Here is a 24898-nt window from a genome sequence, read left to right on the forward strand (position 1 = left end):
TCGGCGAGTTGCCCCACATCGACTCGGTGGAGCCGCCTGCCGGGTCGCCGGGCAGCGAGCTACACGTCAACGGGCACGCGTTCGGTCCGCCGGCGACCGGCACCGCGGAAATCGTCGGCGTCTACGAAAGCCCCCTCCCAGCGACACCGAGTACGTCCGGCTGCCCATGGAGGTCAACCACTGGGACGACGACCTGATCGTCGCGGTGGTCCCCTCCTACTTCCTACTGCGCACCACCGGCGTCAAACAGATCCTGGTCACCAGCCGATGGGGCCCTGGAGCACCCCGCCAGTACGTGGTGGCCGACCGCGGATCCATCACCGCATGGACCCATGTCGAGCCAAACACCAGGGCCGACAACCTCGACACTCAGCCCGATCGACTATGAGAAGACGGCAGATAACCTCAAGTCTGCCGCCTGAAATCGGTGTTCACGTTCATGGGGGAAGCCCCTTGTCCCATACCAGCGTCTTGGGCACGGCACCAAGCTTCGACAACAGCGCCCAGTGCCCGGCGAACAGATCTCCGGCCCTGCGTGAGGGCAGCATCCGGGCCATCATCCACCGTGAGTAGCCGCTGACGATGACCAGCACCGGCGGGCTGGCGAGATGACCTGCGCCCAGCGGCACCCGCGCCGGTGGGAACCACAGATCACACTGGGCCAGCTCACCGGCCTGATATGTCGTCCGTGACACCGGATCGACCGGCTTGTATTGCGGCCGCAGGGCACGAACCCGGTCCTTGAGCACCGTGATCGAACGCGTCCATCCGATCCGCTCGGCGATCATCGTCGCCGGCATGCCCGGGAACTGCGTCAGCAACGCCCGGATCTGCGGCTCCACCGCATCCACGATCGATCCCTTGCTCGGCCGCTGGTACCTCGGCGGCGTATCGGCAGCCAGCGCCCGTTTGACCGTGTTCTTCGAGATGCCCATATGCCGAGCGATCGCCTTGATCGGCATATGCTCGGTCCGATGCAACCGGCGAGGCTCTGGTGATCTTCAGTGAGACCGGTCCCATTCCGGTGCTTCGTGCCAGGCTCCTTGAGTTCAAGGCCCACGTTGATGCGAATTTGGGAAATCCAAGGGCCCGCGGACGCAGCCCGTCGCGAGGCACTTGATATCACCAGCAATACGGATCCGGCATTGCGTCGGATATTCACGGCGGCGATCGATTTTGCAGCGCCTCATTGGACTGGCATTGAATGTTTAGATGCCCGCGCTCCTTCCCGTCCCTGCACTTGTCCCTGCCGGCCAACCGATGGGGTCGTCAACGCCAACCGAAACTGCCTCGCATATAACGTAATAGCGCGGCGTCATCGCTGACGGGTGTGCGGGTATCATAGCCATGCACCGTGCGTGAGCTTGTTCCGGCGTACGGACGGAATCGGAAGCCTCGACATACGCCACAAGCGGTTCGCCGGCTACCTGTGAAAAAATCCGCGCCTTGGCTGGTGCGAACGCGTCATCGAGGAGTCTCTGGATTTCAGCCAGCTCAACCCACTGGATATCGGTCTTTACCCAGTTCGAGTCCCGGCGGACTGGCTCCATCTGAAGGACATCGATTATACCCTGGTGATCGAGGTTGCCGCCGACTGCTGCTACCAGGAGACGCTCAATGGCCTGCAGCAACGATGTCAGGTGTTCCGCTGGCACTCGGCCAACGTCGGAACTCCAGCCACACAGTTCTACCTCGCCTTCCAGCCTGGAAACATCGAATCGGACGGGTGTTGCCAGACGGTACGGCATAGGGTAACGGCGCAGTTGAGTCCGACTCAGCATGGCGGTCATGTACTCGGGCGATGGTGCACGTTCATTCATTGGTACACCGCTTTCGATGACACTACAGTTGTAGATGGCATCGAAACAGAAATAGACGCCGCGGTCATGCGATATCCGGTTACCGATTTCTTCGACCTCATAGGCATCGTAAACGCCGTGCATGCAACCTTTTAGCATGCCACGCCATGCCTGCCTTACCAATTCATCGAAGCTCGCAGAGCCGACATCGATAGCGGCGATGCCTGTTTGAGCAAGCGTACCGACGTAGTCGTAAAGGTGGCGCTCAAAGCGGTTTGATGGCATGACGGGAAAGACTATCTCGCGATAGCCGGTACGCACTGAGAGTACGGCGCACAACGCGGCAAGCAGGCAGCTGGACCGGCTAGTTCGCGTGCGTGCGCTCACGCACTGCACGGCTAGTGCAGTGGCTGGTGATGACATGTAGATGCCCACCGTGTCGTCAGCGTTCGCCTCCGTGAGCTCGGACCCCGCAGAAGGCGTCAGGTAGAGAGGCGAGGGCATTACGGCAAGAGTGCTGCTCCAGTATTCCAGCGTTCTACGACGTTTCTGACATTCACGCTCCGAGCGCTCGAGTTCCGCCTGATCCAAAGGCTGATGACGAGGCGGTCCTATGACTCGAGCAGCAGAATCGCTTATTAGTTCAGCCAGCTCATGCTCAAGGATTTGCGCGGCTGCCCTATCCACAGCCATGTGAGAGAACTCAAGGAGGCCTGCGCATACCACTTCAGCGCTCGTGGCTAGGGCAACTCGCAATTGTTGGCCAGCTAGCCGCTGCCCAGCAGGCTGTCTTGGGGCTGTGATCTCTAGGTACTTGGCGAGCTCGGCTTCAACGTCAACCCGATTGGTTCGGCCGCCTTCCAGCGAACAGATATCAACCATCAATGTGCCAACGGAGGAAACACGCTGATATGGCTGCGGTCCGGTGACGAAGGACGTCCGCAGCACTTCATGGCGGGCGATCAGGAGGGCAAGACTTTCAGTGACATCCTCCACACTCGCCGTTCCACTCAGGCTGATGGCACACGTTACGGTAGGATACGGCTGACCCTCTCTCGAATTGTAATCATTAATCCACTTCAGAATGTTGAGCTGACCTATAGTTAGTGGTCCTTGCCGGGTGGTCTCGGCCGAGAAATGTACGGGTACTGAAGATTGCGGTGTAAGTTTGATGACTGCCATACCACTTCTCCACGCACGCTCACAGAGTGCAAGCATTGATGGTTTGACCATCGACTTTGACTAGTTCTAGCGCTGGCATCTGTAATCGTCAACAAGCTAGAGACACACCTTGACATCATGACTGACGTTCGATTATGTCTTCGCGTATGGCTGATGTGGTCATGCTTCCGAGAGGAGCGGCCAGGTGAGCGTCAACAAGGGGGTCAAACCGATCGGGTTCTTGATGAGGAATCCGAACTTCGGGACGTTGCTGGTCGTCAACCTGGTCTCGTCGCTGGTGGGATCGGGCGTGGGCATCGCCTTGAGCGTCCATCTCTACCAGCTCACCCACTCGCCGATCTGGACAGCCGTGCTCGCGGCGGTCCCGACCGTGGCCGGGGTAGCCTTCGGGCACCTGGCCGGGACTGTCACGGACCGCTGGAGCGCCCCCCTGCGGATCATACGGATCGCGCTCTTCCTGCGGGTGCTGGTACTGGTGGCCCTCTTCACACTCGCCGACTCGCCGCTTGGCCTCGTCTGCGCGGTGTTCGCCCAGGCGGTCCTGCAGCAGCTCTACACTCCCGCCGAGCAGGTCCTCATTGCCGACTACGTCACCGTCGAGGACCTGGCCGAGGCCAACGGCCTGAATTCGTTCGCCTCCAATGCCACCAGGCTGATTGGGCCGGCGCTCGGCGGGTTCATCATGGGATGGGCCGGATTCCGCTGGACGGCCATCGGGGTGACGACGCTGATGCTGCTGTCCGCACTGCTCAGCCTGCTCCTGCGGGGCTCCGGGCGGAAGACGCCGACCGCCGGCGGCACGGCGGAGGAAGGCGAAGAAGGCGGCGGCGACGGGTATCTAGCGATGCTCCGACGCAGCCGTCGCGTCCGGGGGTTGGTACTCCTGCAACTCCTTGACGCGGTCAAGGAGGGGCCGCTGTCTTCCCTGTTTCCAGTGCTAATGCTGGGCGTGATCGGCGCCACGTCCGGGCAGATGGGCCTGGTCAACAGCGCGTTCGCGGTCTCGGCCGTGATCGCGGGCCCGATGATCGGCACGGTGGTCCGCCGACTGGGGTACCGTCTTCCCGTCCTGCTCGGCGCCGCCATCTCCAATTGCGCGATCGTGGTGCTGGCGATCTGGCCGTCGCTGCCGCTGGCGCTGATCGCCTTCATCGTGTCCGGGCTGCCCTTCACCATCTCCTGGGTGGGCGGGCAGACCTGGCTGCTGCTCAGCACGCCGCGCTCGCTGCGCGGCCGGATCGTGGGCACGACCGGCGCCATCTACGCCGGGGTGTCGCTCGTCGCCATGCTCGCAAGCGGCGTGCTGGCGGAATGGTTCGGCCCGCGCTGGGTCATCGGCCTGGGATCCTTCATCGCGGTAGCAGGCCTGATCGCCGTCACCGCACTACTCAACGAACGCCAGCAGCCGACCAGCACCGGCCAGACGGCACAGACTGCACCCGCGAAGTGACCAAGACGCCCCCGCCTCTGCCTGAGAGTCAGCCAGAGAGCTGTCAACTGGACACTGCAAATTTTTTGTCCTGCCGGGCGGGACAACAAACATGCCGCGACGTTCCGCTACCTCGGAAGCTGACCTGCTGCCACGCGGGAAGGCTCTTCTGAGGCTGCCTCAGCGCTGGCATCACCAAAGCGTTGACAGCGGTAGATTTCGGAAGCCAACATTGCGACATGGACATGTCGATGCCTCCAGCAGGGCTCAAGTCTGCCCTGTTCTCCGATTTAGGAGTCAGCGATCAATCACGTATTCAATCGCTCATGGAGGACATATTCCGGCACGCAGAAGATCGCGTAAATCCATTGGATGACCGGGTTAGCTGCCTGTCCCAGGCCCTTTATCTCATGTATCTAGCGCGTGCACGGAAGGCCAGTTCCATAGCCGAGATAGGTTTTAGCATCGGCTACTCGAGCATCGCCTTCCTTGAAAGCTCTCCCCAGGCGAAGGTCACATCCTTTGAAATCCACACCGAGACCTCCGTTAAGTCGGCAAAGGAGTTCATCGACTCTCGTTACCCGGATCGCCATCAGCTGATCTACGGAGATTCCACGCAAACGGTTCCAGCCTTCCAGATACCCGGTCCAATGGATGGTTTCGATCTCATCTTCATCGACGGAGGCCACGAGTACTCGTGCGCGAAGGCGGACATCACGAACGCTCGACGGCTGGCTAAGCCAGGCGCCACGCTCGTGGTTGACAGCCTGACTCCCTGGTTCAAGTGGGGAATCGGCCCAACGACCGCATGGGAAGAGGCGGTCCGAGATGAAATCGTCACCCCGCTCGAGTACGTGTCCGACGCGCTTGCCGTCAGCCGAATTCAGGGGCCGGCCGAGCGCGCGTGGGCAGTTGGACAATACCGGTAAGCGAAGGACCGTCAAGATCAGCGACGGTTGCAATATGCCCCCTTCCGGGTGATCGATTCCCGGGTGACGCTGCGCAAATAAATCACTCCATCCCTACCGAGGGTACCTCGGTAGGGAATCTTGCTATGACGGCTCTTCTGAAGTTTCCTCAGCGCAAGCAGCACCGAAGTGTTGACAGGGGTGGCTTTCAAAAGTCAACATTGCCATATGGACATGTCGATGCCTCCAGCAGGACTCAAGTCTGCCCTATTCCCCGACACGGGAATCAGCGATCGATCACGTATCAACTCGCTCATGGAGGACATATTCCGGCATGCACAAGGGCACGGAAACGCATTGGACGACGGAATCAGCTGCCTGGCCCAGGTCCTTTATCTCATGTATCTAGCGCGTGCACGGAAGGCCAGTTCCATAGCCGAGATAGGTTTCAATATCGGCTACTCGAGCATCGCCTTCCTTGAAAGCTCTCCCCAGGTGAAGGTCACATCCTTTGAAATCAACACCGAGACCTCCGTTAAGTCGGCAAAGGAGTTCATCGACTCTCGTTACCCGGATCGCCATCAGCTGATCTACGGAGATTCCACGCAAACGGTTCCAGCCTTCCAGATACCCGGCCCAATGGATGGTTTCGATCTCATCTTCATCGACGGAGGCCACGAGTACTCGTGCGCGAAGGCGGACATCACGAACGCTCGACGGCTGGCTAAGCCAGGCGCCACGCTCGTGGTTGATGACCTGACTCCCTGGTTCAAGTGGGGAATCGGCCCAACGACCGCATGGGAAGAGGCGGTCCGAGATGAAATCGTCACCCCGCTCGAGTACATGTCCGACGCGCTTGCCGTCAGCCGAATTCAGGGGCCGGCCGAGCGCGCGTGGGCAGTTGGACAATACCGGTGAACAGGGTAGAGGCGGAACACGTTGAGGATTTGCGGCGTCACCGCACAATTTTGCCGGTGACAACGAATCCCAGTATCCGGGCGTACCAGCCGTATGCGTACCCGGTCTCCATCATCGAGGCGCATGCTCCTAAAAACCGTGACTGGATTCTCTCAAACTTCATACACCTGGCCTATGATGAACACCCGATAGAATCCCCATCGCTGTGCTTCTATTCTTATGATTTTGCGGCCAATCCGTATCTGCACACCATCAGGGCAGACCGTAAGTGGATGCAAAGGTGGATCGGCCACAGCTTCGCTGAGTTCATGCATGCACAGCTTCTCGATGGCTGGTATATCTACGCGTTTGTCGATGAGTTCTTTATCCCGAGACGACCGACGTACGGGGAGAGCTCTTGTCATCATGACGTTCTTATCTACGGATCAGATAGTGATGCAGGGATCGCGCATCTACTGGGTTACGACGAGTTGATTCGATTTGAAACCACCCAGGTTTCATGGGCAGAGCTTGACGCCGCTTACGAATCCTGCGCGAACGCGGACCAGCCGTGGACGCGATCATTTATTCTCTTCAAATTCAATGCAATGGCATCCTACCGGTTCGACCCACGGTTCGTGGTTGCTGAGCTCGAGCTTTTTCTCGCTTCTGGGAATCCGGGTCGAGCTACCCAGGGTCTGGTCATGCCGGACGGTCGCCTGTACGGCGTAGCGGCGCTTGAAGCGTACCGGGATGAACTCCTGGACACGCCGCCCAAAGAAGATACGGGGCTCGATCTCCATGCCCCGCGGGCGCTGTTCGAGCACAGCAATTTAATGTCTGAGCGGTTGCAGTTGCTGCTCGGCGATGATCTATGGCAACGCCATATTAGCGAACGATATAGAACGGTACTTCGATTTTATTCTGCTCTGCCCGTAGCGGTATTCAGTGCAAAGCAGAACAATGACCGTTCGGCACTGCACCGACTGATGGCCGACTTTCCCGAGATCATCAGGCAACAGATAAGTACGGTGACGGATGCACTGGACTGTCGACACACTGGCTTCAGGCAGCCGGAGTGCAGGGAAAAGGCGATGGGCCGTGATCGCGGCGATATGACTACTTCGCGTTACTCGACAAAGGACGCTGACGATGCAGGCGCGCAAGGTTCTTGAACAAGAGTTCCGCGAAGTGACTGGTCGCGAGCTGACGGACATGGCGGTAGACGTATTCGGGCTTGGTCTCGACTCGCTGGGAATTCTTTCCCTGCTGGGAGGGCTGCGGGAGGCTGGATACAACGTTTCACTGGACGACCTGATGTCTGCGGCCAGCATGAATGAATTCGTGGCGATGATGGCGAACGCCGAGTGACCAAGGGGAAGCCATCATGATCAGCTCTGGTCCAGACGGACGGGCAGCGCTAGCCACGATCTTGGATGAGCGCATCCGTCGTGGAGCTGCCGAGACAGCCTTGGTGGACGGCACAGGCAATGTCTTGTCGTACGCCGGCCTCGGTGCCCTTGCCTGCACATGCGATGAGTTCTTCGGTCAACGGCACGCGGAACGGGTCGCCATCGTCGGTGCGGCGTCGATTGAGGTCAGCGCGTTGATCGCGGCATGTCTCTGGGCGGGGCGGACCTTCATGGTCATCGACGACCAGGAAAGCAACGCCGTGCGGCGGCAGCTCATCGATCAGTTCGCCGCCGACGTGGTCCTCCTGGCCAGCCCATCCGCCGAAACCACGCCTGCGAACCTGATAAACAAACTGGTCACCGTTACCGGGCGGGACCTGAGTAAAGCCGCCCGGCAATGGGATGACCATGCTGTTCTCGAGCACAGCGAACGCATGGCGGTGCGGACACCGCAGGCAGCGGCATACTGTGTTCGGACTTCTGGCACGACAGCGGACCCGAAGCTGATCGAGATGAGTCGTGCGGCGATCGAGTACTACTGCGCAGAGTTCGTCGGCAGATATGGCCTTGCGCCGGGCCACCGCCTGGCGCTGTGGGCGGCCCCCACCTACGACGCCCACTACTGCCAACTGATCTCGGCCCTGGCCAGTGGCGCGGCAGGCGTTGTCGCGCCGATGTCCATACGCAATGACGGGGACGCGGTGCTTCAGTGGCTGAGGGAGGCGCGCATCACCCATCTTGAGACCACTCCGTCGATCCTGAGACGGGTGGCGTCCGCTGCGGTGCGGCCCGGGGCGTCGTGGCCGCCGCACCTGACGGAGGTGATGTGCAGCGGCGAGTGGTTCGACCCGCAAGTGGCAAGGCAGGTCTTCGACGCTGCGGAGCGCTGCGGGGCCAAGGTCGGACTGCACAATGAATACGGCCCTTCGGAGTGCGTTCTGCTGACCTGGCACCAGATCACCTCGGAGGACGCCGACTCGGACGACATTCCGGTTGGTAAAGCGATCGCAGGACGGACACTGTCTATCGAGCCGTTGGACGGCCAATCCGGATCCTCAGCGCAACACCCCGGCGAGATCGTGGTGGAGTCTGAGTACCTATGTCGCGGATACGGATCGGAGCAGGTCGGCTCGCTTGTAGCTTTCCCGGCACCCAATGGCGTCCCGGTCTTCCGTACAGGAGATCTCGGCTATCTGGACCACCATGGTCGTCTGCGGTTGTCGGGACGGCGCGATCGAACCGTGAAACGACGCGGTGTACGGATCAATCTCGACCAGGTAGAGGCGGTGCTCCACGCGCTCCCGGCCGTGGGGCAGGCGGCCGCTCGAGCCGATGAGGCAGACGGGCAGGTGATGATCCACGTCTGGATCGTGCCGTCCGACAGCCGCCTCGATCGTGTCGCGGTCCTGACGCAGATCGCCGAGACGGTGGAGGTCCGCCTTCTGCCCGACCGGGTGGTGATCCGTCCATCCCTGCCGCGCCTGCATTCCGGGAAGGTCGACTACCGGTCGCTCAAGGTAGCCGACTCGGGTGACGAACAGGTGGAGGTGACGGCGGATGAGACGACGCTGAAGGCGGTCGCCGCAGCGTTCGAGCGGGTACTGCCCGACGTGGCCATAACAGGCTCGACTGACTTTTTCGCCAGCGGCGGACACTCCCTCCTGGCACTCGAGTTGAGCGCTCACCTGGAGCGCGACCTAGGAGTCAGGCTGTCGATCCGTGACTACCTAGCCCACCCCACGGTCGCCGGCCTCGCTGGCGTGGTGGACCGCAACCGTCGTCAAACTCCGCAATCCGTATCGACCGCTGCCCCCGTAACCCTCGGTGAGGAGCTGACCTCCACTGAACGGCCGATCTGGGTGTGGAGTCAGTTGTTTCCTAGCGACGGTGCACTGAACGTCGTCGGGGGATTCATTACACATGCGGCCATCACCGAGCAGCGCCTCCGGCAAGCGCTGTCGGACTTGCTCAAGGACGTAGCCCAGCTGAGAGTCCGGTACGTCCCGGGCCGCGATCGCCCGCGACGGGTTTTGCACGGAGCAGGCGTTGCGCGGGTCGACGTACTCCAGATCTCTGCATCCGCCGACACCTTCCCCCAACCGGAGGTGGACAGCAGTGCATACCAGCCGTTTGACGTCGGGGCGGATCAGCTGGTCCGGGCCATATTGGTCCGCTCGCGCACGGAGCCTGCACCGGTGGGCGTCTATCTGATTGCCCACCACCTGGTGTGCGACGGAGTGAGCATGGGACTGCTCGTAGCGGAGCTGCAGCACCGCCTTGGCACACCGGAACGCCGAACATCGCTGTCTTCGCTGTGCGTGCTGCCCCCAGCAAGACCGGATGCCCGTCTCGTCCAGTCTGCGGCAGGGCACTGGTCCACGGTCAGGCGTGGGCTGAAGGCTCAACCTTACGACGAGCGGCTGCGCCCGAACGGTGCTGCCGCAGGAGCGTCGGTGGTCGATTGGCGGCTGCCGACGCAGCCAATCAGGGAACTCGCGGACTGCCTGTCAGTGAGCCGGGCGGCTGTCCTCATCACGTTGATCGCCAGGGCGGTCGGCCGGGTGCTGGACCGGGACCAGGTTGTTGTCGAGACACCGGTCTCAACGCGGACTCCAGATGAGGTCCGCTCGATCGGCAATTACGTGGTTGACGTGCCCCTGCTGGTCGATGCTGCCGGCCAGGACACTACCCGCGTCATCGAAGCGGTTAACCGCGACCTATTGGCGGCTGTCGACTTCGCGGCGCTGGTCCCGGGATTCGGCAGCGTACGGCCGGGACAAGGGTGGGCACCCGTCGGTGACGCCGTCGTTGTCCTGGAGGATCACCCGCCTGCGCCGGCTGTCGAGATCGACGGCGTGGCGAGCTCGGCTACGCAGCTCATCGGCTCGCCCCCGCGCCATGCCCTCGCGTGCTACTTCCGGACCAGCGCACTGGCCGAGGACATCACCTGCGTCGTCACGGGCCGCTCCGACGGTGAGATGGCACGTGCACTGCGTGCTGGGGCCGACGCCACTCTCACCACCATGACAAAGCAGTTGTCAATGAGGAGGTTCGGCGATGGCCAACGTCGTGATTCGGCCCGGTGAACGCTGGGAGGTCGAGCGCCTGATGGCCGGGATCGATCCCGGCAACACAGTACTACTGGCGGATGAGGCCACCGAGGCGATCAGACGTTCGTCCAAGTGGGTCGATTCGCTCACCGTGAGGCCCGAGTTGCTGTACGGCGTCAACTCCGGCTTCGGCGCGCTGGCCAACGTCCGCGTCCGGCCCGGCGATGAGGCAGAACTCCAGCGTCGCCACATCCTTTCCCACGCATGCGGCATCGGGCTCGGTGCGCCCGTTGAAGTCGTCCGGATGATGCTTCTGATCAAGCTGCTGACCTTCCGCAGCGGCTACACCGGCGTGTCCCTGGAGGTCGCCGAAAGCCTGGTGAGGATGCTCAACAACGGCATCCACCCCGTGGTACCCGAGCGCGGCACCGTCGGTGCGAGCGGAGACCTTGCACCACTGTCCCACCTGGCGCTTCCCCTCCTCGGCCTCGGCCAGATCACCGTGGACGGCCAGGTGTGCGACACCAGGGACGTCGAGGAGCAGCTGGGCCTCGGCCGGGTAGAGCTCGGTCCCAAGGACGGTCTCGCGCTGACCAACGGGACCCAGTACATCTCGGCCGTCGCGGTGATCGAACTGCGGCGCCTCCTTGAGCTCGCGCGCTCGGCCGACCTGATCGCGGCGATCAGCACCCAGGCATTCAGTTGCGCCGACAGGTTCTTCCACGAGCGATACCACCGCGATTCGGGGAACCGGTGGCGGGCGGTGGTCGCCAAGAACCTCTCCCACTACACCCACGGCGGAAACCACGCAGCCTTGGACTCCGCCGTACCGTCAATGCAAGACCCTTACTCGTTTCGATGCATTCCTCAGGTCCACGGGGCCGTGCGCGAGCACATCGCATACGCCCAGAACTCGATCCTCAACGAGATCAACACAACCGCCGACAACCCGCTGTTCTTCGTGGATGACGACCTGGTGCTCATGGGCGGCAACCTGCACGGCGAGTCGGTCGCCATGGCCGCGGACATGCTCGGCATCGCCGCCACCGAGCTTGCCGCTATCTCCGAGCGCCGGACCTACCAGCTACTGTCCGGACGCCGCGGTCTCCCGGACTTTCTCACCGAGGATCCCGGCGTCAACTCCGGGCTCATGATCAGCCAGTACTCCGCTGCGGCGCTGGTAAGCGAAGCCAAGACCCTGGCGCACCCCGGCAGCGTCGACTCGATTCCAACCTGCCAACTGCAGGAAGATCACGTGAGCATGGGTGGCACCTCCGTGCTGAAGCTGCGGCAGATCGTGGACAACCTGGAGAACGTGCTGGCCATCGAGTTGATGACCGCATGCCAGGCCGCCGATCTCAAGGCCGGGCTGATCCTTTCCCCCGCAGTCCGCGGCGCACAGGAGCGTTACCGCACACGAGTGCCCCGGCTCAAGGACGACCGCGTCTTGGCCGGCGACATCGAGCAAACCCGCCAATTCCTCCGGCACGACCTGGCCAGCGACCTTGTCGCGGAACAGACCGCCGCAGCCGGTGCTCGAGAAGAGGCGGGTCGATGAGGCCAATGGATTACCCGCGGGTCCTGGAAGAGGTTGAAGCTTGCTGGCGTGATATCGCGCCGGAGTCCGCGACGAAGCCGGCCCCGCACGACGACCTCTTCGAAAGCGGCGCCGACTCCTTCACCTTCATCCGGCTGCTGCGATCGGTTGAAGCCGCGTGCGATGTCACGCTGCCGCTGCTCGAGGTCTTTGAGGCTCCGCAGCTAGCCACCATAACGCGCTGCGTTATCGCAGCGAGGCGACGCTGAGGTGGCGATGGTTCTGCCTGCCACCGCAGCCGAGTTCGGCCTGTGGTATCAGGAGCAGGGGGCCGAACTGCGGGGGCGCTACCTGTGCCTGGCGGCCGCGGAGCTACGCCCCGGGTCGCAGGTAAGCCTTCGCGACGCGGCCAGCGCCATGACCGCTGTCCGGGCCTGCCATCCCGAGGCGCTGGCACGGTTCGCAGTCGACGAGCAAGGCATACTTCACAAGTTCCTCGAGTCGCCTGCGGCTTCGCTGCCCGCAGAGGTCCTTGCGTTCCCGGCGGAATGGCGGCGCACGGACGTCGTCTCCCACTTGGCAGGGCTGCCGACCCCCCTCGCGACCGGGCCCCTGGTCCACCTAGCCGCACAGGCCGATGACAGGGGAAACGCCACGCGGCTGTTCGTGCTGGCCCACCACATCGTCTGGGACGCACATTCCGAGGAGATCTTCTGGACCGAGGTTGACCGCCGGCTTACCGGACCCGGGGCAGGCGACGCGGGACATCACCATCCCGGCTTCGGTCCTTCCGTGCACCGCATTGCCACGCGAGACCATGCCCCGCTCGTGACCGACCTGCAGCGGCACCTAGCGATCTCGAATGGCGACCGTGTCTGGGAGCGGGTTGCGGCCGCGGCGCGGAGGGCCGGAGTCACCCCGTTCGCCTGGACGGTCGGGCACCTGGCGGCTGCCGCAGCGGCTTGGTCGGAGCCAGCGACGGTCATGGCGTACATCGACGTAGACCTCCGCCCGCTAGCCGGCACGTCCCAAGACACGATGGGATTCCACCTGTCTCAACTGGAAATCGCCACCGTCGACCGCAACACGTCCGGTCCGGCCGCGGCCGCCGCCGTCCACACGGCCGTGATGCGCCGGCTGGCCGCCGCCATGCGGCAGGAGATCCGCCCGGGCAGCGAAGCTGCCGGCCACGGCGGTCACCCCTGCAAGTTCTATTTCCGTGACATCCGGTATCGGCGTCGTCTGCATCACCTGCGGCCCGTCGACATCCGCTTGCCGGTGGCACGTAACCAGCTGTCAGTAGGCGTGACGGTCACTGATACCAGCTTTGAAGTGACGGTGACCGCACGACACGGCACCGCCGACAGCACCGGTATCGCCCGTTTGGCGCAGCTGGCACGCCAGCACCTGATCTCGGCAGCGGCACACGGTGAAAGGGCGGCCTCCGATGCAGCACCTTAGGCTCGATGGCCCACCGGAAGTGTGGTGGCTCGCCAACTCCACGGCGGTTGCGGAGCACCTTCGCCGTAACGGTGCGGTCATCATCGACGGCGATGGGTTGTGCCAGGACGTAGCAACTTTCCAGCGACTCGCCGCTGCGGCTTGCGGGCCGCTCGCCAAAGACAACCCAGAGCACAACAGCATCGTCGATGACCCCACGGGCACGATCAACAGTCCGACCCCCTTCTCACGGACCAGGAAGCTGCTGTGGCACAACGAGAACACATTTGCGCGCATGTGGCCCAGGCGAATCATCTTTGGCTGCCAGGAAATCGGGGACGGTGGGGAGACACCGACTGCGGACATGACGGCCGTCTACGAGCGGCTTAGCAGCTCGGCCAGGGACGTCCTCGCCACCGGCGTCACCTACGTTCGCCGACTGGGGATGGATCTCGGGCTCGACTGGCGCCAGGTCTACCGCACCACTGACCCAACCGCTGTCGAGCGCGCCTGCGAGCGGGAGGGCGCCACCTGGAGGTGGGATGAGCGCGGCGGCATCCTTACCACCGAGCAGCGGCGGCCGGCTGTCATCCTCGACCCGGCCACTGGCCGACCCTCGCTGACAGCACAAATCCTGCATTGGCATCCTCGGGCACTGGACGAGGAAATCTACGATTCGCTCCGTCTGCTTTACGAGCCTCACGAGTTTCCCAAAGGGTGCCGACGCGGGGACGGCAGGCCGATCCCCGACGCCGTCATCGACGAACTTGTAGAAATCTGCTCCGACCTGGAGGAAGTCGTGCCCTGGAAGGCGGACCGCACGATAGTCGTTGACAACCTGCGCCGCAGCCACGCTCGTAACCCCTATACGGGCGTGCGTCGTTTGCTGGTCGCCGTCGGCGACCTCGTTGACTGCGCAGGATTGGCAAGGCCGTGACCACACGCGCGCACAGCCTTGTCGGCGAACTGACCAGTTCTACTGCCGCCGCGGTCATCGAGCAGGGCGCGGTCACCACCCATGCACAGCTCCTATCGCACGCACGCGAGGTCGCCATCCATTTGCGCCGACGCGGGGCCGGGCCCGGGGCAATCGTGCCTATCCAGGCGGCCCCGAGCACGACCGCCCTCGTCCAGATCGTGGCCATCCTGATGACCGGAGCCGCCTTTGCTCCGATCGATCTCCGCATGCCGCCACGCACTGCCGCCAGGATCGCCCGTCTGTGCGGTGCCGCCTTCATCCTCGGGGACGCCAGCGGGACGACCGACGGCGTCGTCTGGCTCAGCCCCGGGGACGTGGCCAACGATCCAGGCGCCAACCGCCTCATACCAACCGCCCCGCAGGACACCGTGTACGTGATCTTCACCTCAGGCACTAGCGGCGATCCAAAGGGAGTCGTCGTACCCGAGCCTGCCGTGCGGGCCTACCTCGGCTGGTCGATGCGCGAGTACAACTGCACCCGAGGATGGGGGGCACCGCTGTTTACCTCGCTGGGCTTCGACCTGACGATCACCAGCCTCCTCGGACCGCTCCTGAACGGCAGACGAGTACAGATTCTCGATCCCTTGCGTTGGCCGCTTCAGGTCGCCACCGACCCCGGCATCCTCCAGGGCTCCAGTTTCGTCAAGATGACGCCAAGCCAGGTCAACATGCTGTGTGAGCTGCTGGAGGCGCGTGGAGCCCGGTGCTCGATGCCAGTCCTGGTTGTCGGAGGTGAGGCCCTATACGGGCAAAGTATTGCCCGCTGGCGGCACAGCCTCCCCGACACGCTGGTGGTCAACGAGTACGGCCCTTCCGAGGCGACTGTGGGCTGCTGCCGCTACATCGTGCCGGCCGGCTTCACCAGTCACGAGGTTCCGATCGGGACTGCCCCGCCAGGTGTGGAGCTGAGTATCGAGGGACAGCCGCCCCAGGCTGGAGACGACCTCGAGGAGGGCGAGCTGATAATTGCCGGGGTGCAGGTGGCGACTGGTTACCTCACCGCCTCGAACTCGGACGACGCTGCGGATGGCCGCGGGCAGTTGCGACCGTTCCCCAGTTCCGCCGGCAAGCGCAGCTACCGCAGCGGAGATCGCGTGCGGCGCGACCACGACGGAACCTACACCTACGTTGGCCGGCTGGGACGGGAGGCGAAGGTCGCCGGCTTTCGGATCAACCTGGCCGCTCTTGAGTCTTGCCTCAATGCCTTTCCAGGGGTGGTGAGCGCCACCGTCCAAGCGGACGAGGTGCACGGCCTCCACTCGGCCGTGGTGACTCGGGACGGCGGGACGACCCAAAGCGATCTTCTCGCGCACCTGCGCCAGACATTTCCGTCCTATGCGCTGCCGCGTTCCATTCGGATCAACACACAGATCAACATCACAGAACGTGGAAAGTCGAGCGCGTCATGGGAGTGACAGGAAAGATGCCGGACACCCCGATCACGCCACCGGACCTAAACAGTGACCTGACCGCCAGGCTGAATGACGAGCAGTCCCGGCATATCAACGAGCGGCTAATGTCAGCGGGCCGTGTCCTGTTCCGAGGATTTCCCCTCGAGAGCACAGCCGACTTCGCGAAGGCGGTTCAGACACTGGGCGGCGACCCGTTGCCATATACGGAGCGCTCCACACCGCGGAAGCAACTCGAGTCCGGAATCTACACGTCGACCGAGTACACCCGGGAGGAGGAAATATTCTTCCACAATGAAAACTCTTACCAGGCGACCTGGCCGGGCAGGCTCTTCTTCTTCTGCCAGCGGCCGCCCGCTTCAGGTGGGGCAACGCCACTAGCCGACGTGCGTCAGGTCACCGCCTCGCTTGACGTCGGCATCGTCGAAGAGTTCCGCAGGCGCGGCTGGCGGCACATCCGAAATTACCATCCACAGATTGGCCTGCCGTGGAGCGAGGTATTTGGAACTACGAGCCGCGAAGCCGTGGATCTCTACTGCGGAAGAAACGGCATACAGACGCACTGGAACAGCGACGGGACTCTCCGCACCGTAGCCGATCGAGTGGCTCTTCATCGCCATCCGGTAAACGGCAATGAACTATGGTTCAACCACATAGCCTTCTTTCACTGGACAACCCTTCCCGAGCGTGTCATCGGAGTCCTTGAGGAGCTTTTCGGAAGGTCCGGCCTTCCCAATAACACCGTCTACGGTGACGGGGCGGAAATTCCAGCGGAGGTATGCGCACACATCCGCGAGAAATATCGTGAGGCAGCAACACGGTTCGACTACCAGCAAGGCGACCTGCTGATGATCGACAACATGCTGACGGCCCACGGACGCGAACCGTACGAGGGGGAGCGACAGATCGCGGTGGCGATGACCTGACCCGGCCCGGCCCTGCTGGAGCCGCCGACGAAACATCTGCCCAAGATTCATCGAGATTGAAGAAACCGATGCGAACCGGCAGTGTCAATAAGAGGAGCAGCAATCGTGCGGTATGTCCTGGGAATTAGCGGGCTGGGCCAGAGCCAGCCATACATGCGGCGGTCGTTTCCGGGGCTGGACGAGCGCGTATATCGGCTCGCCCAGGGGGCGGACTCGGCAGCGGCTCTCGTCACCGAGGATGGCATCGTGGCCGCCGCGGCCGAGGAGCGTTTCGTGCGACGCAAGGGCACCGGAGAATTCCCACGGGCCGCGATCGAGTATGTGCTCGGAGCGGCTGGCATCACTCCGCGTGACGTGAGCGCGGTCGCGCACAACTTTGACTTCGGCCGGTACCAGACGTACTTCGAATCCGAAGGGGCGATCGAGGAATACAAGCACGTGTACGCGCCAGAGGTCATACACCGCGATCTATTCGCAGCATTTCCAAGGGAACTCTGGAGCGATGACCTGAAGGTCATCCCGATATTGCACCACCAGGCCCACGCCGCTAGCGCGTTGCACTGTTCCGGCTTCGGCTCTGCCGATGTCCTGGTCGCCGACGGGATGGGAGAGTTCGAGAGCACATCGCTTTACACAGGCGGATCGCAGGGACTGCAGTTGCGCGGCCAGGTGCGCGGACTGCACTCCATGGGACTCGTCTACGGGCTGGTTACCATGCATATGGGATTTTGGATGAACTTCGACGAGTACAAGGTCATGGGACTGGCGCCCTACGGGGACCCGCAGCGACTTCGTCCGGCGTTCGACACCCTTGTCGTCCGCCAAAACGACGGCCGTTACACCACGCCTCTAACATACTTGAACGAAACAGCACAGGAACGCGCTACTTACCAGAAGTCACTGGAACATCTCGCCTCGGTTCTCGGCCCGCCCCGGGAGCCGGGTGCGAACCTTGAGCAGCGTCACCTCGACATCGCCGCGGCGCTGCAGGCCGTGACCCAAGAGACCATCGTTGGCTTCCTGGCGGCGCACCGGGATGAGCAGTCCAGCGAGAATCTATGCCTGGCCGGCGGCGTGGCCCTGAACTGCGTCGTCAACCAGGCAATCCGCAAGAGCGGGATGTACCGGCGACAGTTCGCCCAGCCAGCGGCCGGCGACGACGGAACGGCGCTGGGTGCGGCGCTGATGGTGATGGAGGAGGAGGAGCGCGCCGAGGTGCCCAGGAGGCGGGTTCGCCCGCGCATCGGGCTGCCCTACCTCGGTCCGGCATTCACCTCCGAGCGCATCCAGGCCACGCTGGAGCGCACCGACCTGCGATGGCGGCGATGCGAACTCAACGACCTCGTCGCTGAGGCTGCTGGGCTTCTGAGTGACGGAAAGGTCGTCGCGCTCTTCCAGGGCCGGATGGAATACGGCCCGCGAGCGCTGGGGAACCGCAGCATTCTCGCCGATCCACGATCCGTCGAGATGAGGGACCGGATCAACTCAATGGTCAAGCAACGGGAGGAATTCCGGCCGCTCGCGCCGGCGGTCCTGCTCGAGTACGCAGAGCAGTGCTTCGAGATCGACGATCCCGACGAGTATCTGTGGATGATCGAAACCGTCGATGTTCGTGAGGCTTGGCGTCCGAGACTTGGGGCGGTGACGCACGTCGACGGCACTGCCCGGATCCAGGTAGTGCGACGCAAGGACAACGAGCTCTACTGGCGGTTGATCGATGCCTTCCGGGCAATCACCGGCGTTCCGGTCCTGCTCAACACCTCGTTCAACTCGCGCGGGGAGCCGATCGTCTGCTCACCCGAGGACGCGGTGGCGACGTTCTCCCGGATAGACATCGACGCGATGGTCATGGGAGACCATCTGGTGTCGCGATAGAAGGGGCCGGCGGATCCGTGGATCCCCGTGGCCAAGGCAAGCTCTCGGACCTCAGGAGGCAGCCGTGAGAACTATCGATGAAACTCAAGAGCTGATTGGGAGCATCTGGGTTGAGCTTCTCGGCCTTGATGCACCGCCTGACCGCTCGGCGCGCTTCTTCGCCGTTGGCGGCGACTCAATCTTGTGTGTGCGCTTCATCGCCATCGCGCGCACTCGGGGTGTCGAACTCACCATCCGCGACGTACTAGAAGATGACGAGATCGAGTCCCTCGCGGCCCGAGCACGTCCAACGGGGGAGCGATCGTGACAGGTCGGGGCCGCGACACCATCTCCGAGTCTGTCCGCGCGACGCTCTACGCGACAGCCGGAGCCAGCGAGGTGGAGGCATTCGAGGTTCCAGACGACCGATGGGCGCAGATACCCGCGCTGGGCCTGGTCTCGCCAGCTGATCGCCGACGGCTGCCGGCCAGTGCCGTGGATGCCTTCCCGATGAGCGAGCAACAGGCCGTGATGGCCACCCGGATGCTCATGGCCGCTGCCCTCCGAGACCGCGGCGCCATCGGTGTCCCGGCCTATCACAACGTCGCAACCTCGCGTCTGACCGTACCTCGCGTGGAGCCCGCAGCCTTCGAGGCGGCCGGGCTTGGCTTGGTGCGGGAGCACGAAATGTTCCGCTCGCTGCTGGACTTGGACCGCTACTCGCGCCCGATGCAGATCGTACTGAACCATGTCGACCGGCCATTGGTGAAAGTTTGCGACTTGCGGGGGCTCCACGACCGTGAACAGCAACAACGGTTGGCCGAGTTCGCTGACGCCGAGAACACGCGGACCATCGATCTGAAGGATCCGCCCCTCGTCACGATCACGGTCCACCTCCTGAGTGAGACGGCGATCACCTTGACGCTTACTGAGCCGCATGCGATTGCTGACGGGTGGAGCACCCACCTGAACCTAGTGGAATTCCTAGACCGCTACGTCGCGGAACTTACTGGGCGGCCACCCGAGCAGTCAGCGTCATCTGCCTCGAACGCCTCGCCCCGCTTCAGACTCCGTGAGCATAGCGCGCAGCAGCTCTTCCAGTCGCTCACGCTCGCCGACTCACAGTGGTGGAGCCGGTACCTGGACGGACTGGAAACGCAGTCGAGTGCCGAGACCACTCGCGACTGCCACACCTGGCAGGACTCGGTGGAGATCGCAGGCCAGGAGAATAGGATGCTGAGCCGACTTGCGGCGAGTTCCTCCTCCGGGTTGAAGTCCGTGCTTCTCGCGATCCACCTTGAGGCGCAGGCGCGACTGGTCGGCGGGCGGAGCATCCTAACTGGCGTCCCTGTCAATACCCGGCTCGCGGTACCGAACGGCGTGGATGCGCGGGGGATGTTCCTCAACGTCGCCCCGCTGCGAATCGACGTCGCAGCACCTGGTAAGGAGGCCGTTGTCCGGGCGCATCGGGAGCTGATGAAGGTCACCATGCGCGGCCGGACTCCGCTGGCCCAATTGGTCCGCACCGTTGGCAGGGCAGTAATACCAGCTTCTCTGTTCGGTTTCAACAGCTTCCATAGCATCGCTGGCGCCGCGCTACGGCTCGACCTAGACACGCTGGAGGCGGTCGAAGACTGGTCCCACACGGATTTCCCGTTCGAGGCTAGCTTCAATCGAAGCGAAGAGATAGGCGAGCACATCCGCATTCTGCTCTACTCCGAGGGCTCCTCACATACGCGCGCCGATGCGACTGCGGCGTACCGCGACGCCGTTCAGCGGTTCGCCCAGCTTGATTGGTGAGGGGGAGCAGGGCGACCTCACTTGTTATTCACCAGGCCGAGCTGCCGGCAGGCGCCGTGTCGCTGTCCGCCGCTAAGTGTCAGCTAACTCCGATGGCTCGCGTCGCCGGGTTCGGGTCCCGCGAAGCGAATGCCAGGGTCGCGCGAGCGGCCTGCTCAAGCATCAGCTGCGCCCACGTTCCAACGGAGAGCTGGGACTTGCTGGCCGCCTCCGTGATCATGGCAAGCTGATCGTCGGTGACATCCAGGTGCAGTTTCAAGGCCATGGCGCTGTCGCCGATACTGGCACCTTCATGCCTGGCATGATCGTGACCCCTGGCGTGATCGTCAGCGGTTACCCCAGCCGCGATACCTCGGTCAGCCAGGTCCTCGCCGCGCGCGGCGAGGCTGGCGCGCACCTCGCGCCGCAGGTCGTTCCTCGACCAGCCAGCCAACTCTGCCTTCCGAAGCCAATAGTCCTGCTCCGGTTCGGGGAGACTGGCGACTGCGGCGTGATGCTCGAAGCTCAATCCCGCCCTCCGCCTTGCGTGCGCGAACTTTCTAGCGACCCACGCATAATTGCGAAGCGTCTTGTAATCAAGCGAGGTTTGCTCGATAGCACTGCGGTAACGCCCGGTGAAGCGAGTTTCACCGTAAATCAGCCAGTCGCCTAGGCACCATGCCGAGCTACTCACGGCCTCGGCCAACCCCTGGCCAATTCCAAGCCAATTATTAAATGGTATCCCACTGTCAAGGCGCAGTCCTGTTGAGGGCAGAACGGCGACACCGGCTGTGACATGCCCTGCAGGCAGGGACGGGAACTGCGAAGGCACTCCTGACTTAGCTTTCATTACCCAGCCTCCCTGAATATGGTGCAGTTAGCGGGAGCCGCCAGCAGCGTGATCCGATAAACATGGCCACGGTTGGCCATGAAGAAGCACACCCAGATCACCGAATTATAGGGCGCGTACCCGCGCGCAGAAGTAGTCACCAAGATCGAATTCAAGCCTATACGCTCCAGGCGGTAGTGAAAGTTCTTGCAAGCTCAAGAACTGCCCACTTTCGTCTGCTCGCCCAGTCCATCGCTGCACAAATCCACCATCGACCTCTCGACTGAGGCTAACCGTAAGTCCGGCGGCCGGCCTTCCGTAGATGCCGTTAATGACCCGGACAGAGACGCTCACGACGAGATTCGATCCTCCTTGTAATCATGAATCGAGAGCGACCCTTTCGGCCATCTGGCTTACACATACGATCATGGAGGGCACCGGTCCTTCTTCGCTCTCATGGCGCTCTTATCGGACTCCTTCGCGTCCACGCGATAGCAGCGCATAGACACCGTGCCTGTAGTGGCGTAAGGGCGACATTCGGCAACGTGGCTTGAGGCCCCGTCGGGTACAATCACCACATCCCGGAGCAGCCAACGGCAGACGTCTCCTGCAGAAAGCGCCTGAGGTGATCGCATGCCTAACCAGCCACAATTGTCCGTGGTGGTCCCCACCTACAACCGGGCGCCATTGCTGCGCAAGACGCTCGCGTCGCTTGCCGATCAGCGCGACCCGCCGCCGTTCGAGGTCATCGTGGCCGATGACGGGTCCACCGACGACAGCGAGCAGGTCGCTGAGGAGTTCAGCGACCGCCTGGCGATCCGCTACCGCTATCAGGAGGACCAAGGGTACCGGGTAGCCAAGGCGCGGAACATGGGCGCGGCCATCGCCAGAGCGCCGATCCTGGTGTTCCTGGACAGCGGCACGCTAGCGGGACCTGACCTGCTCGCCGGCCACCTGCGCGGCCAGGCCGAGCACCGTCCGGGCCCCGGATCGCCGGCCCGCGGGGCGGCCGTGATCGGCTACACCTACGGATACCGGCCCTATAGCCCTACCCCGGGGCTTGCCGAGTCCTTCACCTTGCTCAGCCCGCAGCAGGTGTACCAGCGCTATCTCGGCGATCCGCTGTTCCGCGACTCGCGTCATGAAGAGCTGGACAAGGTCGACTTCAGCTTGACCGGGCTGAGGATGCCGTGGCTGTTCTTCTGGACGCTGAACGTCTCGGTGCATGCCGCCGACTACACGGCGGTGGCCGGCTTTGACGAGCGATTTCACAGCTGGGGAGGGGAGGACCTGGAACTCGGGTACCGCCTGCACCGGCACGGTGTGCCGTTCGCCTGCGACATCCTCCCCTGGGCGGTGGAAATACCGCACGAGCGTGACCGCGAGGCCAGTATCGCCAGCAACAAGAGCAACGCGCTGCGCATACTCATGGCGCACGCCGACCCTGCCGTCGAGTTCTTCTGGGCACTGCTGACGCGCGACTACATCATGTTCCCCGCCGAAGACGCGTACCGTGACCTTGTCGACTGGGAGGACCGGGTCACCGACCTGGACGTGCAGCCAGAAGTGGACCGTGGCACCGCGGACCTGCCGGCCGGGGCCCGCGTGGCGGTCTTCGGCAGCGGCGCGAGCGTGCCTGGTCGTGGGCTGCGCGGCGCGTTGGTGGATTTCGACGACAGGCTCCTCACTGGGGCATCCGTCGACTGCCGCTTCATCACGCACCACGGACTTGGCTTGCGGACACCCTGGCCCGACAACACCTTCGACCGTGTCATGATCACTTCCCGGTTGTCGCGGCTATGGCCGCAGTGGGGCGAGGTCATCCGAGCCGAGGCCTCGCGGATCGGCGCCAGTGTCCGCTGCGCCCCGGCCCTCGACCGCGAAGCCGGCGAGGCGCGGACGCGTTGACACGCGCCCCGCCGGCTGACGTCCCGCTCAGCCCGTCACCTCTCCACGACGAAGAGGGGTCCTGCCACCGGCGCGGATCCCGTCCCGTTTACGGCGGGGTCTGGCGGCTGAGCGCCTGCTGCTGAGCAGCCGCATCGGTGCTGAACGCGTGGCAAGCGAGTCCGCTGCGGTCACGGAGATCATCGCCCACTGCGGCCGGCTGCCGTTGGCGCTCGCCCCCATCACCGCACGCGCCGCAGTCCGGCCCACTGCCACGCTAAGTAGGGTCGGGAACTGTGACGTCCTTACGGTCTCTTTTGTTCGGGGGGCTGGGTCAGGACCTGGGCGAGGGCGTGGCGGCCGGAGACGCCTAGTTTGGCGTATACGCGGCCCAGGTGGTTGTTGACGGTTCGCAGGGAGAGGTCGAGGCGGTCGGCGACGGCGCGGCCGGGGAGACCGGCCGCGATCAGCTTCGCCACCTGCAGCTCCCGGGGGGTCAACGACGCCTCGCTCCCGGTCAGGTCCGTCAGCGGCGTACGGGCTCCGCCGCACTCGGCCAGCAGCTCGCGGGCGAACACGAGCGCGTTCTTGGCCGCTGTGCGCCGGCCCGCCCCGACGTGCAACCGGTAGGCCGTCGCGGCCGCCTCGGCGGCGGAGAGCAGGTGGCCCATGTGGTGGAGCGTCTCGGCCGCCTCCGCCAGCAGCCCGGCGTCGTCGGTGGCGAGCGCGGTGGCCACCGTGGCGAAGGCCTCCGTCGTTGGAGTGGCGGTGTCCCTGGCCAGCTCGTTCAGCCTGTCGCGTACCTCCTTCGCGGCACCGAATCGCGCGGCGTCGAACAGTGCCAGGGCCTCGATCAGCGGCGCTCCGGCCTCGCGAGCGGCCTTCGCGGCCCCGATGGCGCGGCTCGCGGCGAGGGGGAGATCGAGCGCGGCGGCGGCGGCCCAGGCGCGGTTGCGCTCGATCCAGGGCTCGAAGAGCGCACCCGGTGGTGCGGGAGAGTCGTCCATGCGGCTCAGCCAGGTGTCCGCCTGGACGGTGTCCCCCGCCATCGCGTACGCGCCGGCCAGCTCGGCCAGGTACACGCGCCGCAAGCGGAGCGGGTCACGGCCCTCCAGCAACACGATCGCCTCGCGCAGCGCCTGCTGTGCCAGGTCCACGCGCCCCTGGGCCTTCGCCACGATGCCCCGGACGGCGGTCCACACGCCGACCAGGTGGGCCGTCTGGGTCTCGACGGCTTCCCGATACGTGGTCTCCACGGCCTCCGACGCGGCGGTGAGGGCGCCTCCCAGCAGGTCGGCGAGGCACCTGGCGCCGCGGACCTGCGCCTGCGCCCAGGGCAGTTCGGCGCGGTCGGCCGTCGCGACCTCCAGGCCGGTGGCGTTCGCCCGCTCGACGAGGCCGGCGTCTCCCACGAGGCCCGCGGCGACCATGACGGCAGTGGCGACCCATATCGTCGCCCGCGCCGGCAGCGGCGGACGCGGCCGGGCGGGGCCACCGTCGCGCGGCGCGGTGGACAGTGGTGGGTGCGGCCGGGCGGGGCCACCGTCGCGCGGCGCGGTGGACAGTGGTGGGTGCGGCCGG

The 24898-nt window shown here is 63.9% G+C and carries 21 protein-coding genes and 1 pseudogene; 17 read left to right on the forward strand and 5 right to left on the reverse strand.

What is annotated here, in order from left to right; genetic code table 11:
- Window positions 1-166: 166 nt before the first annotated feature.
- Window positions 167-388 carry a hypothetical protein gene (locus AB0O34_RS00625; protein ID WP_363911051.1) on the forward strand — a complete coding sequence of 74 codons (222 nt, stop codon included), beginning with the start codon at window positions 167-169 and terminating at the stop codon, window positions 386-388.
- A gap of 67 nt (window positions 389-455) precedes the next feature.
- Here the strand turns inward: AB0O34_RS00625 and AB0O34_RS00630 are convergent.
- Together AB0O34_RS00630 and AB0O34_RS00635 are read right to left on the reverse strand one after the other, a co-directional pair.
- A pseudogene (locus tag AB0O34_RS00630) lies at window positions 456-962 on the reverse strand (IS21 family transposase); the annotation flags it as partial.
- 246 nt (window positions 963-1208) lie between these two features.
- On the reverse strand, window positions 1209-2981 hold the full coding sequence (locus tag AB0O34_RS00635) for a condensation domain-containing protein (protein ID WP_363911053.1): 1773 nt from the start codon (window positions 2979-2981) through the stop codon (window positions 1209-1211).
- Between the two features lie 184 nt (window positions 2982-3165).
- Between AB0O34_RS00635 and AB0O34_RS00640 the strand changes: the two genes are divergently transcribed.
- From AB0O34_RS00640 to AB0O34_RS00710, 15 genes are all read left to right on the forward strand, one after another.
- The gene (locus tag AB0O34_RS00640; RefSeq protein ID WP_363911055.1) at window positions 3166-4431 is read left to right on the forward strand and encodes an MFS transporter; all 1266 of its coding nucleotides are present in this window, start codon (window positions 3166-3168) and stop codon (window positions 4429-4431) included.
- Window positions 4432-4649: 218 nt separating this feature from the next.
- Window positions 4650-5339 (forward strand): class I SAM-dependent methyltransferase, encoded by a 690-nt coding sequence (locus tag AB0O34_RS00645; RefSeq protein WP_363911057.1) that lies wholly within the window; start codon window positions 4650-4652, stop codon window positions 5337-5339.
- 336 nt (window positions 5340-5675) lie between these two features.
- A complete protein-coding gene (locus AB0O34_RS00650) occupies window positions 5676-6236 on the forward strand; it encodes a class I SAM-dependent methyltransferase (RefSeq protein WP_363911059.1) in 561 nt (186 codons plus the stop codon).
- Window positions 6233-7390, forward strand: a complete 1158-nt coding sequence (locus AB0O34_RS00655) for a hypothetical protein (RefSeq protein ID WP_363911061.1) — start codon at window positions 6233-6235, stop codon at window positions 7388-7390. Before AB0O34_RS00650 ends, AB0O34_RS00655 begins: the two co-directional genes overlap by 4 nt.
- Window positions 7368-7586, forward strand: a complete 219-nt coding sequence (locus tag AB0O34_RS00660) for a phosphopantetheine-binding protein (RefSeq protein ID WP_363911063.1) — start codon at window positions 7368-7370, stop codon at window positions 7584-7586. The genes AB0O34_RS00655 and AB0O34_RS00660 overlap by 23 nt, the downstream gene beginning before the upstream one ends.
- Before the next feature lie 61 nt (window positions 7587-7647).
- On the forward strand, window positions 7648-10713 hold the full coding sequence (locus tag AB0O34_RS00665) for an AMP-binding protein (protein WP_363911065.1): 3066 nt from the start codon (window positions 7648-7650) through the stop codon (window positions 10711-10713).
- The gene (locus AB0O34_RS00670) at window positions 10685-12235 is read left to right on the forward strand and encodes a histidine ammonia-lyase (RefSeq protein WP_363911067.1); all 1551 of its coding nucleotides are present in this window, start codon (window positions 10685-10687) and stop codon (window positions 12233-12235) included. Before AB0O34_RS00665 ends, AB0O34_RS00670 begins: the two co-directional genes overlap by 29 nt.
- Window positions 12236-12240: 5 nt before the next feature.
- Window positions 12241-12483: an acyl carrier protein gene (locus AB0O34_RS00675; RefSeq protein WP_363911069.1), complete on the forward strand. Its 243-nt coding sequence runs from the start codon at window positions 12241-12243 to the stop codon at window positions 12481-12483.
- Between the two features lies 1 nt (window position 12484).
- Window positions 12485-13675, forward strand: a complete 1191-nt coding sequence (locus AB0O34_RS00680; protein WP_363911071.1) for a hypothetical protein — start codon at window positions 12485-12487, stop codon at window positions 13673-13675.
- A complete protein-coding gene (locus tag AB0O34_RS00685; protein WP_363911073.1) occupies window positions 13662-14591 on the forward strand; it encodes a TauD/TfdA family dioxygenase in 930 nt (309 codons plus the stop codon). The genes AB0O34_RS00680 and AB0O34_RS00685 overlap by 14 nt, the downstream gene beginning before the upstream one ends.
- The gene (locus AB0O34_RS00690) at window positions 14588-16048 is read left to right on the forward strand and encodes an AMP-binding protein (protein ID WP_363911075.1); all 1461 of its coding nucleotides are present in this window, start codon (window positions 14588-14590) and stop codon (window positions 16046-16048) included. The genes AB0O34_RS00685 and AB0O34_RS00690 overlap by 4 nt, the downstream gene beginning before the upstream one ends.
- The gene (locus AB0O34_RS00695; protein ID WP_363911077.1) at window positions 16039-16968 is read left to right on the forward strand and encodes a TauD/TfdA family dioxygenase; all 930 of its coding nucleotides are present in this window, start codon (window positions 16039-16041) and stop codon (window positions 16966-16968) included. Before AB0O34_RS00690 ends, AB0O34_RS00695 begins: the two co-directional genes overlap by 10 nt.
- Before the next feature lie 105 nt (window positions 16969-17073).
- A complete protein-coding gene (locus AB0O34_RS00700; RefSeq protein ID WP_363911079.1) occupies window positions 17074-18843 on the forward strand; it encodes a carbamoyltransferase C-terminal domain-containing protein in 1770 nt (589 codons plus the stop codon).
- A gap of 64 nt (window positions 18844-18907) precedes the next feature.
- Window positions 18908-19150 carry a phosphopantetheine-binding protein gene (locus tag AB0O34_RS00705; protein WP_363911081.1) on the forward strand — a complete coding sequence of 81 codons (243 nt, stop codon included), beginning with the start codon at window positions 18908-18910 and terminating at the stop codon, window positions 19148-19150.
- Complete coding sequence (locus tag AB0O34_RS00710; protein WP_363911083.1) at window positions 19147-20622, forward strand: condensation domain-containing protein; 1476 nt, start codon at window positions 19147-19149, stop codon at window positions 20620-20622. The genes AB0O34_RS00705 and AB0O34_RS00710 overlap by 4 nt, the downstream gene beginning before the upstream one ends.
- Before the next feature lie 79 nt (window positions 20623-20701).
- Here the strand turns inward: AB0O34_RS00710 and AB0O34_RS00715 are convergent, their stop codons facing one another.
- Window positions 20702-21451: an LmbU family transcriptional regulator gene (locus tag AB0O34_RS00715; protein WP_363911085.1), complete on the reverse strand. Its 750-nt coding sequence runs from the start codon at window positions 21449-21451 to the stop codon at window positions 20702-20704.
- 105 nt (window positions 21452-21556) lie between these two features.
- Entirely contained in the window at window positions 21557-21784 is a 228-nt protein-coding gene (locus AB0O34_RS00720; protein ID WP_363911087.1) for a hydroxyisourate hydrolase, read from the reverse strand.
- A gap of 279 nt (window positions 21785-22063) precedes the next feature.
- On the opposite strand from AB0O34_RS00720, the gene AB0O34_RS00725 reads away from it, so the two are divergent.
- On the forward strand, window positions 22064-23338 hold the full coding sequence (locus AB0O34_RS00725) for a glycosyltransferase (protein WP_363911089.1): 1275 nt from the start codon (window positions 22064-22066) through the stop codon (window positions 23336-23338).
- Between the two features lie 284 nt (window positions 23339-23622).
- On the opposite strand, the gene AB0O34_RS00730 is transcribed toward AB0O34_RS00725, so the two are convergent.
- Window positions 23623-24898 (reverse strand): helix-turn-helix transcriptional regulator (locus AB0O34_RS00730; protein WP_363911091.1); only part of this gene is annotated, 1276 nt, incomplete at its 5' end.

The organism is Sphaerisporangium sp. NPDC088356 (genome assembly GCF_040685555.1).
In the GTDB taxonomy this organism is placed as follows: domain Bacteria; phylum Actinomycetota; class Actinomycetes; order Streptosporangiales; family Streptosporangiaceae; genus Sphaerisporangium.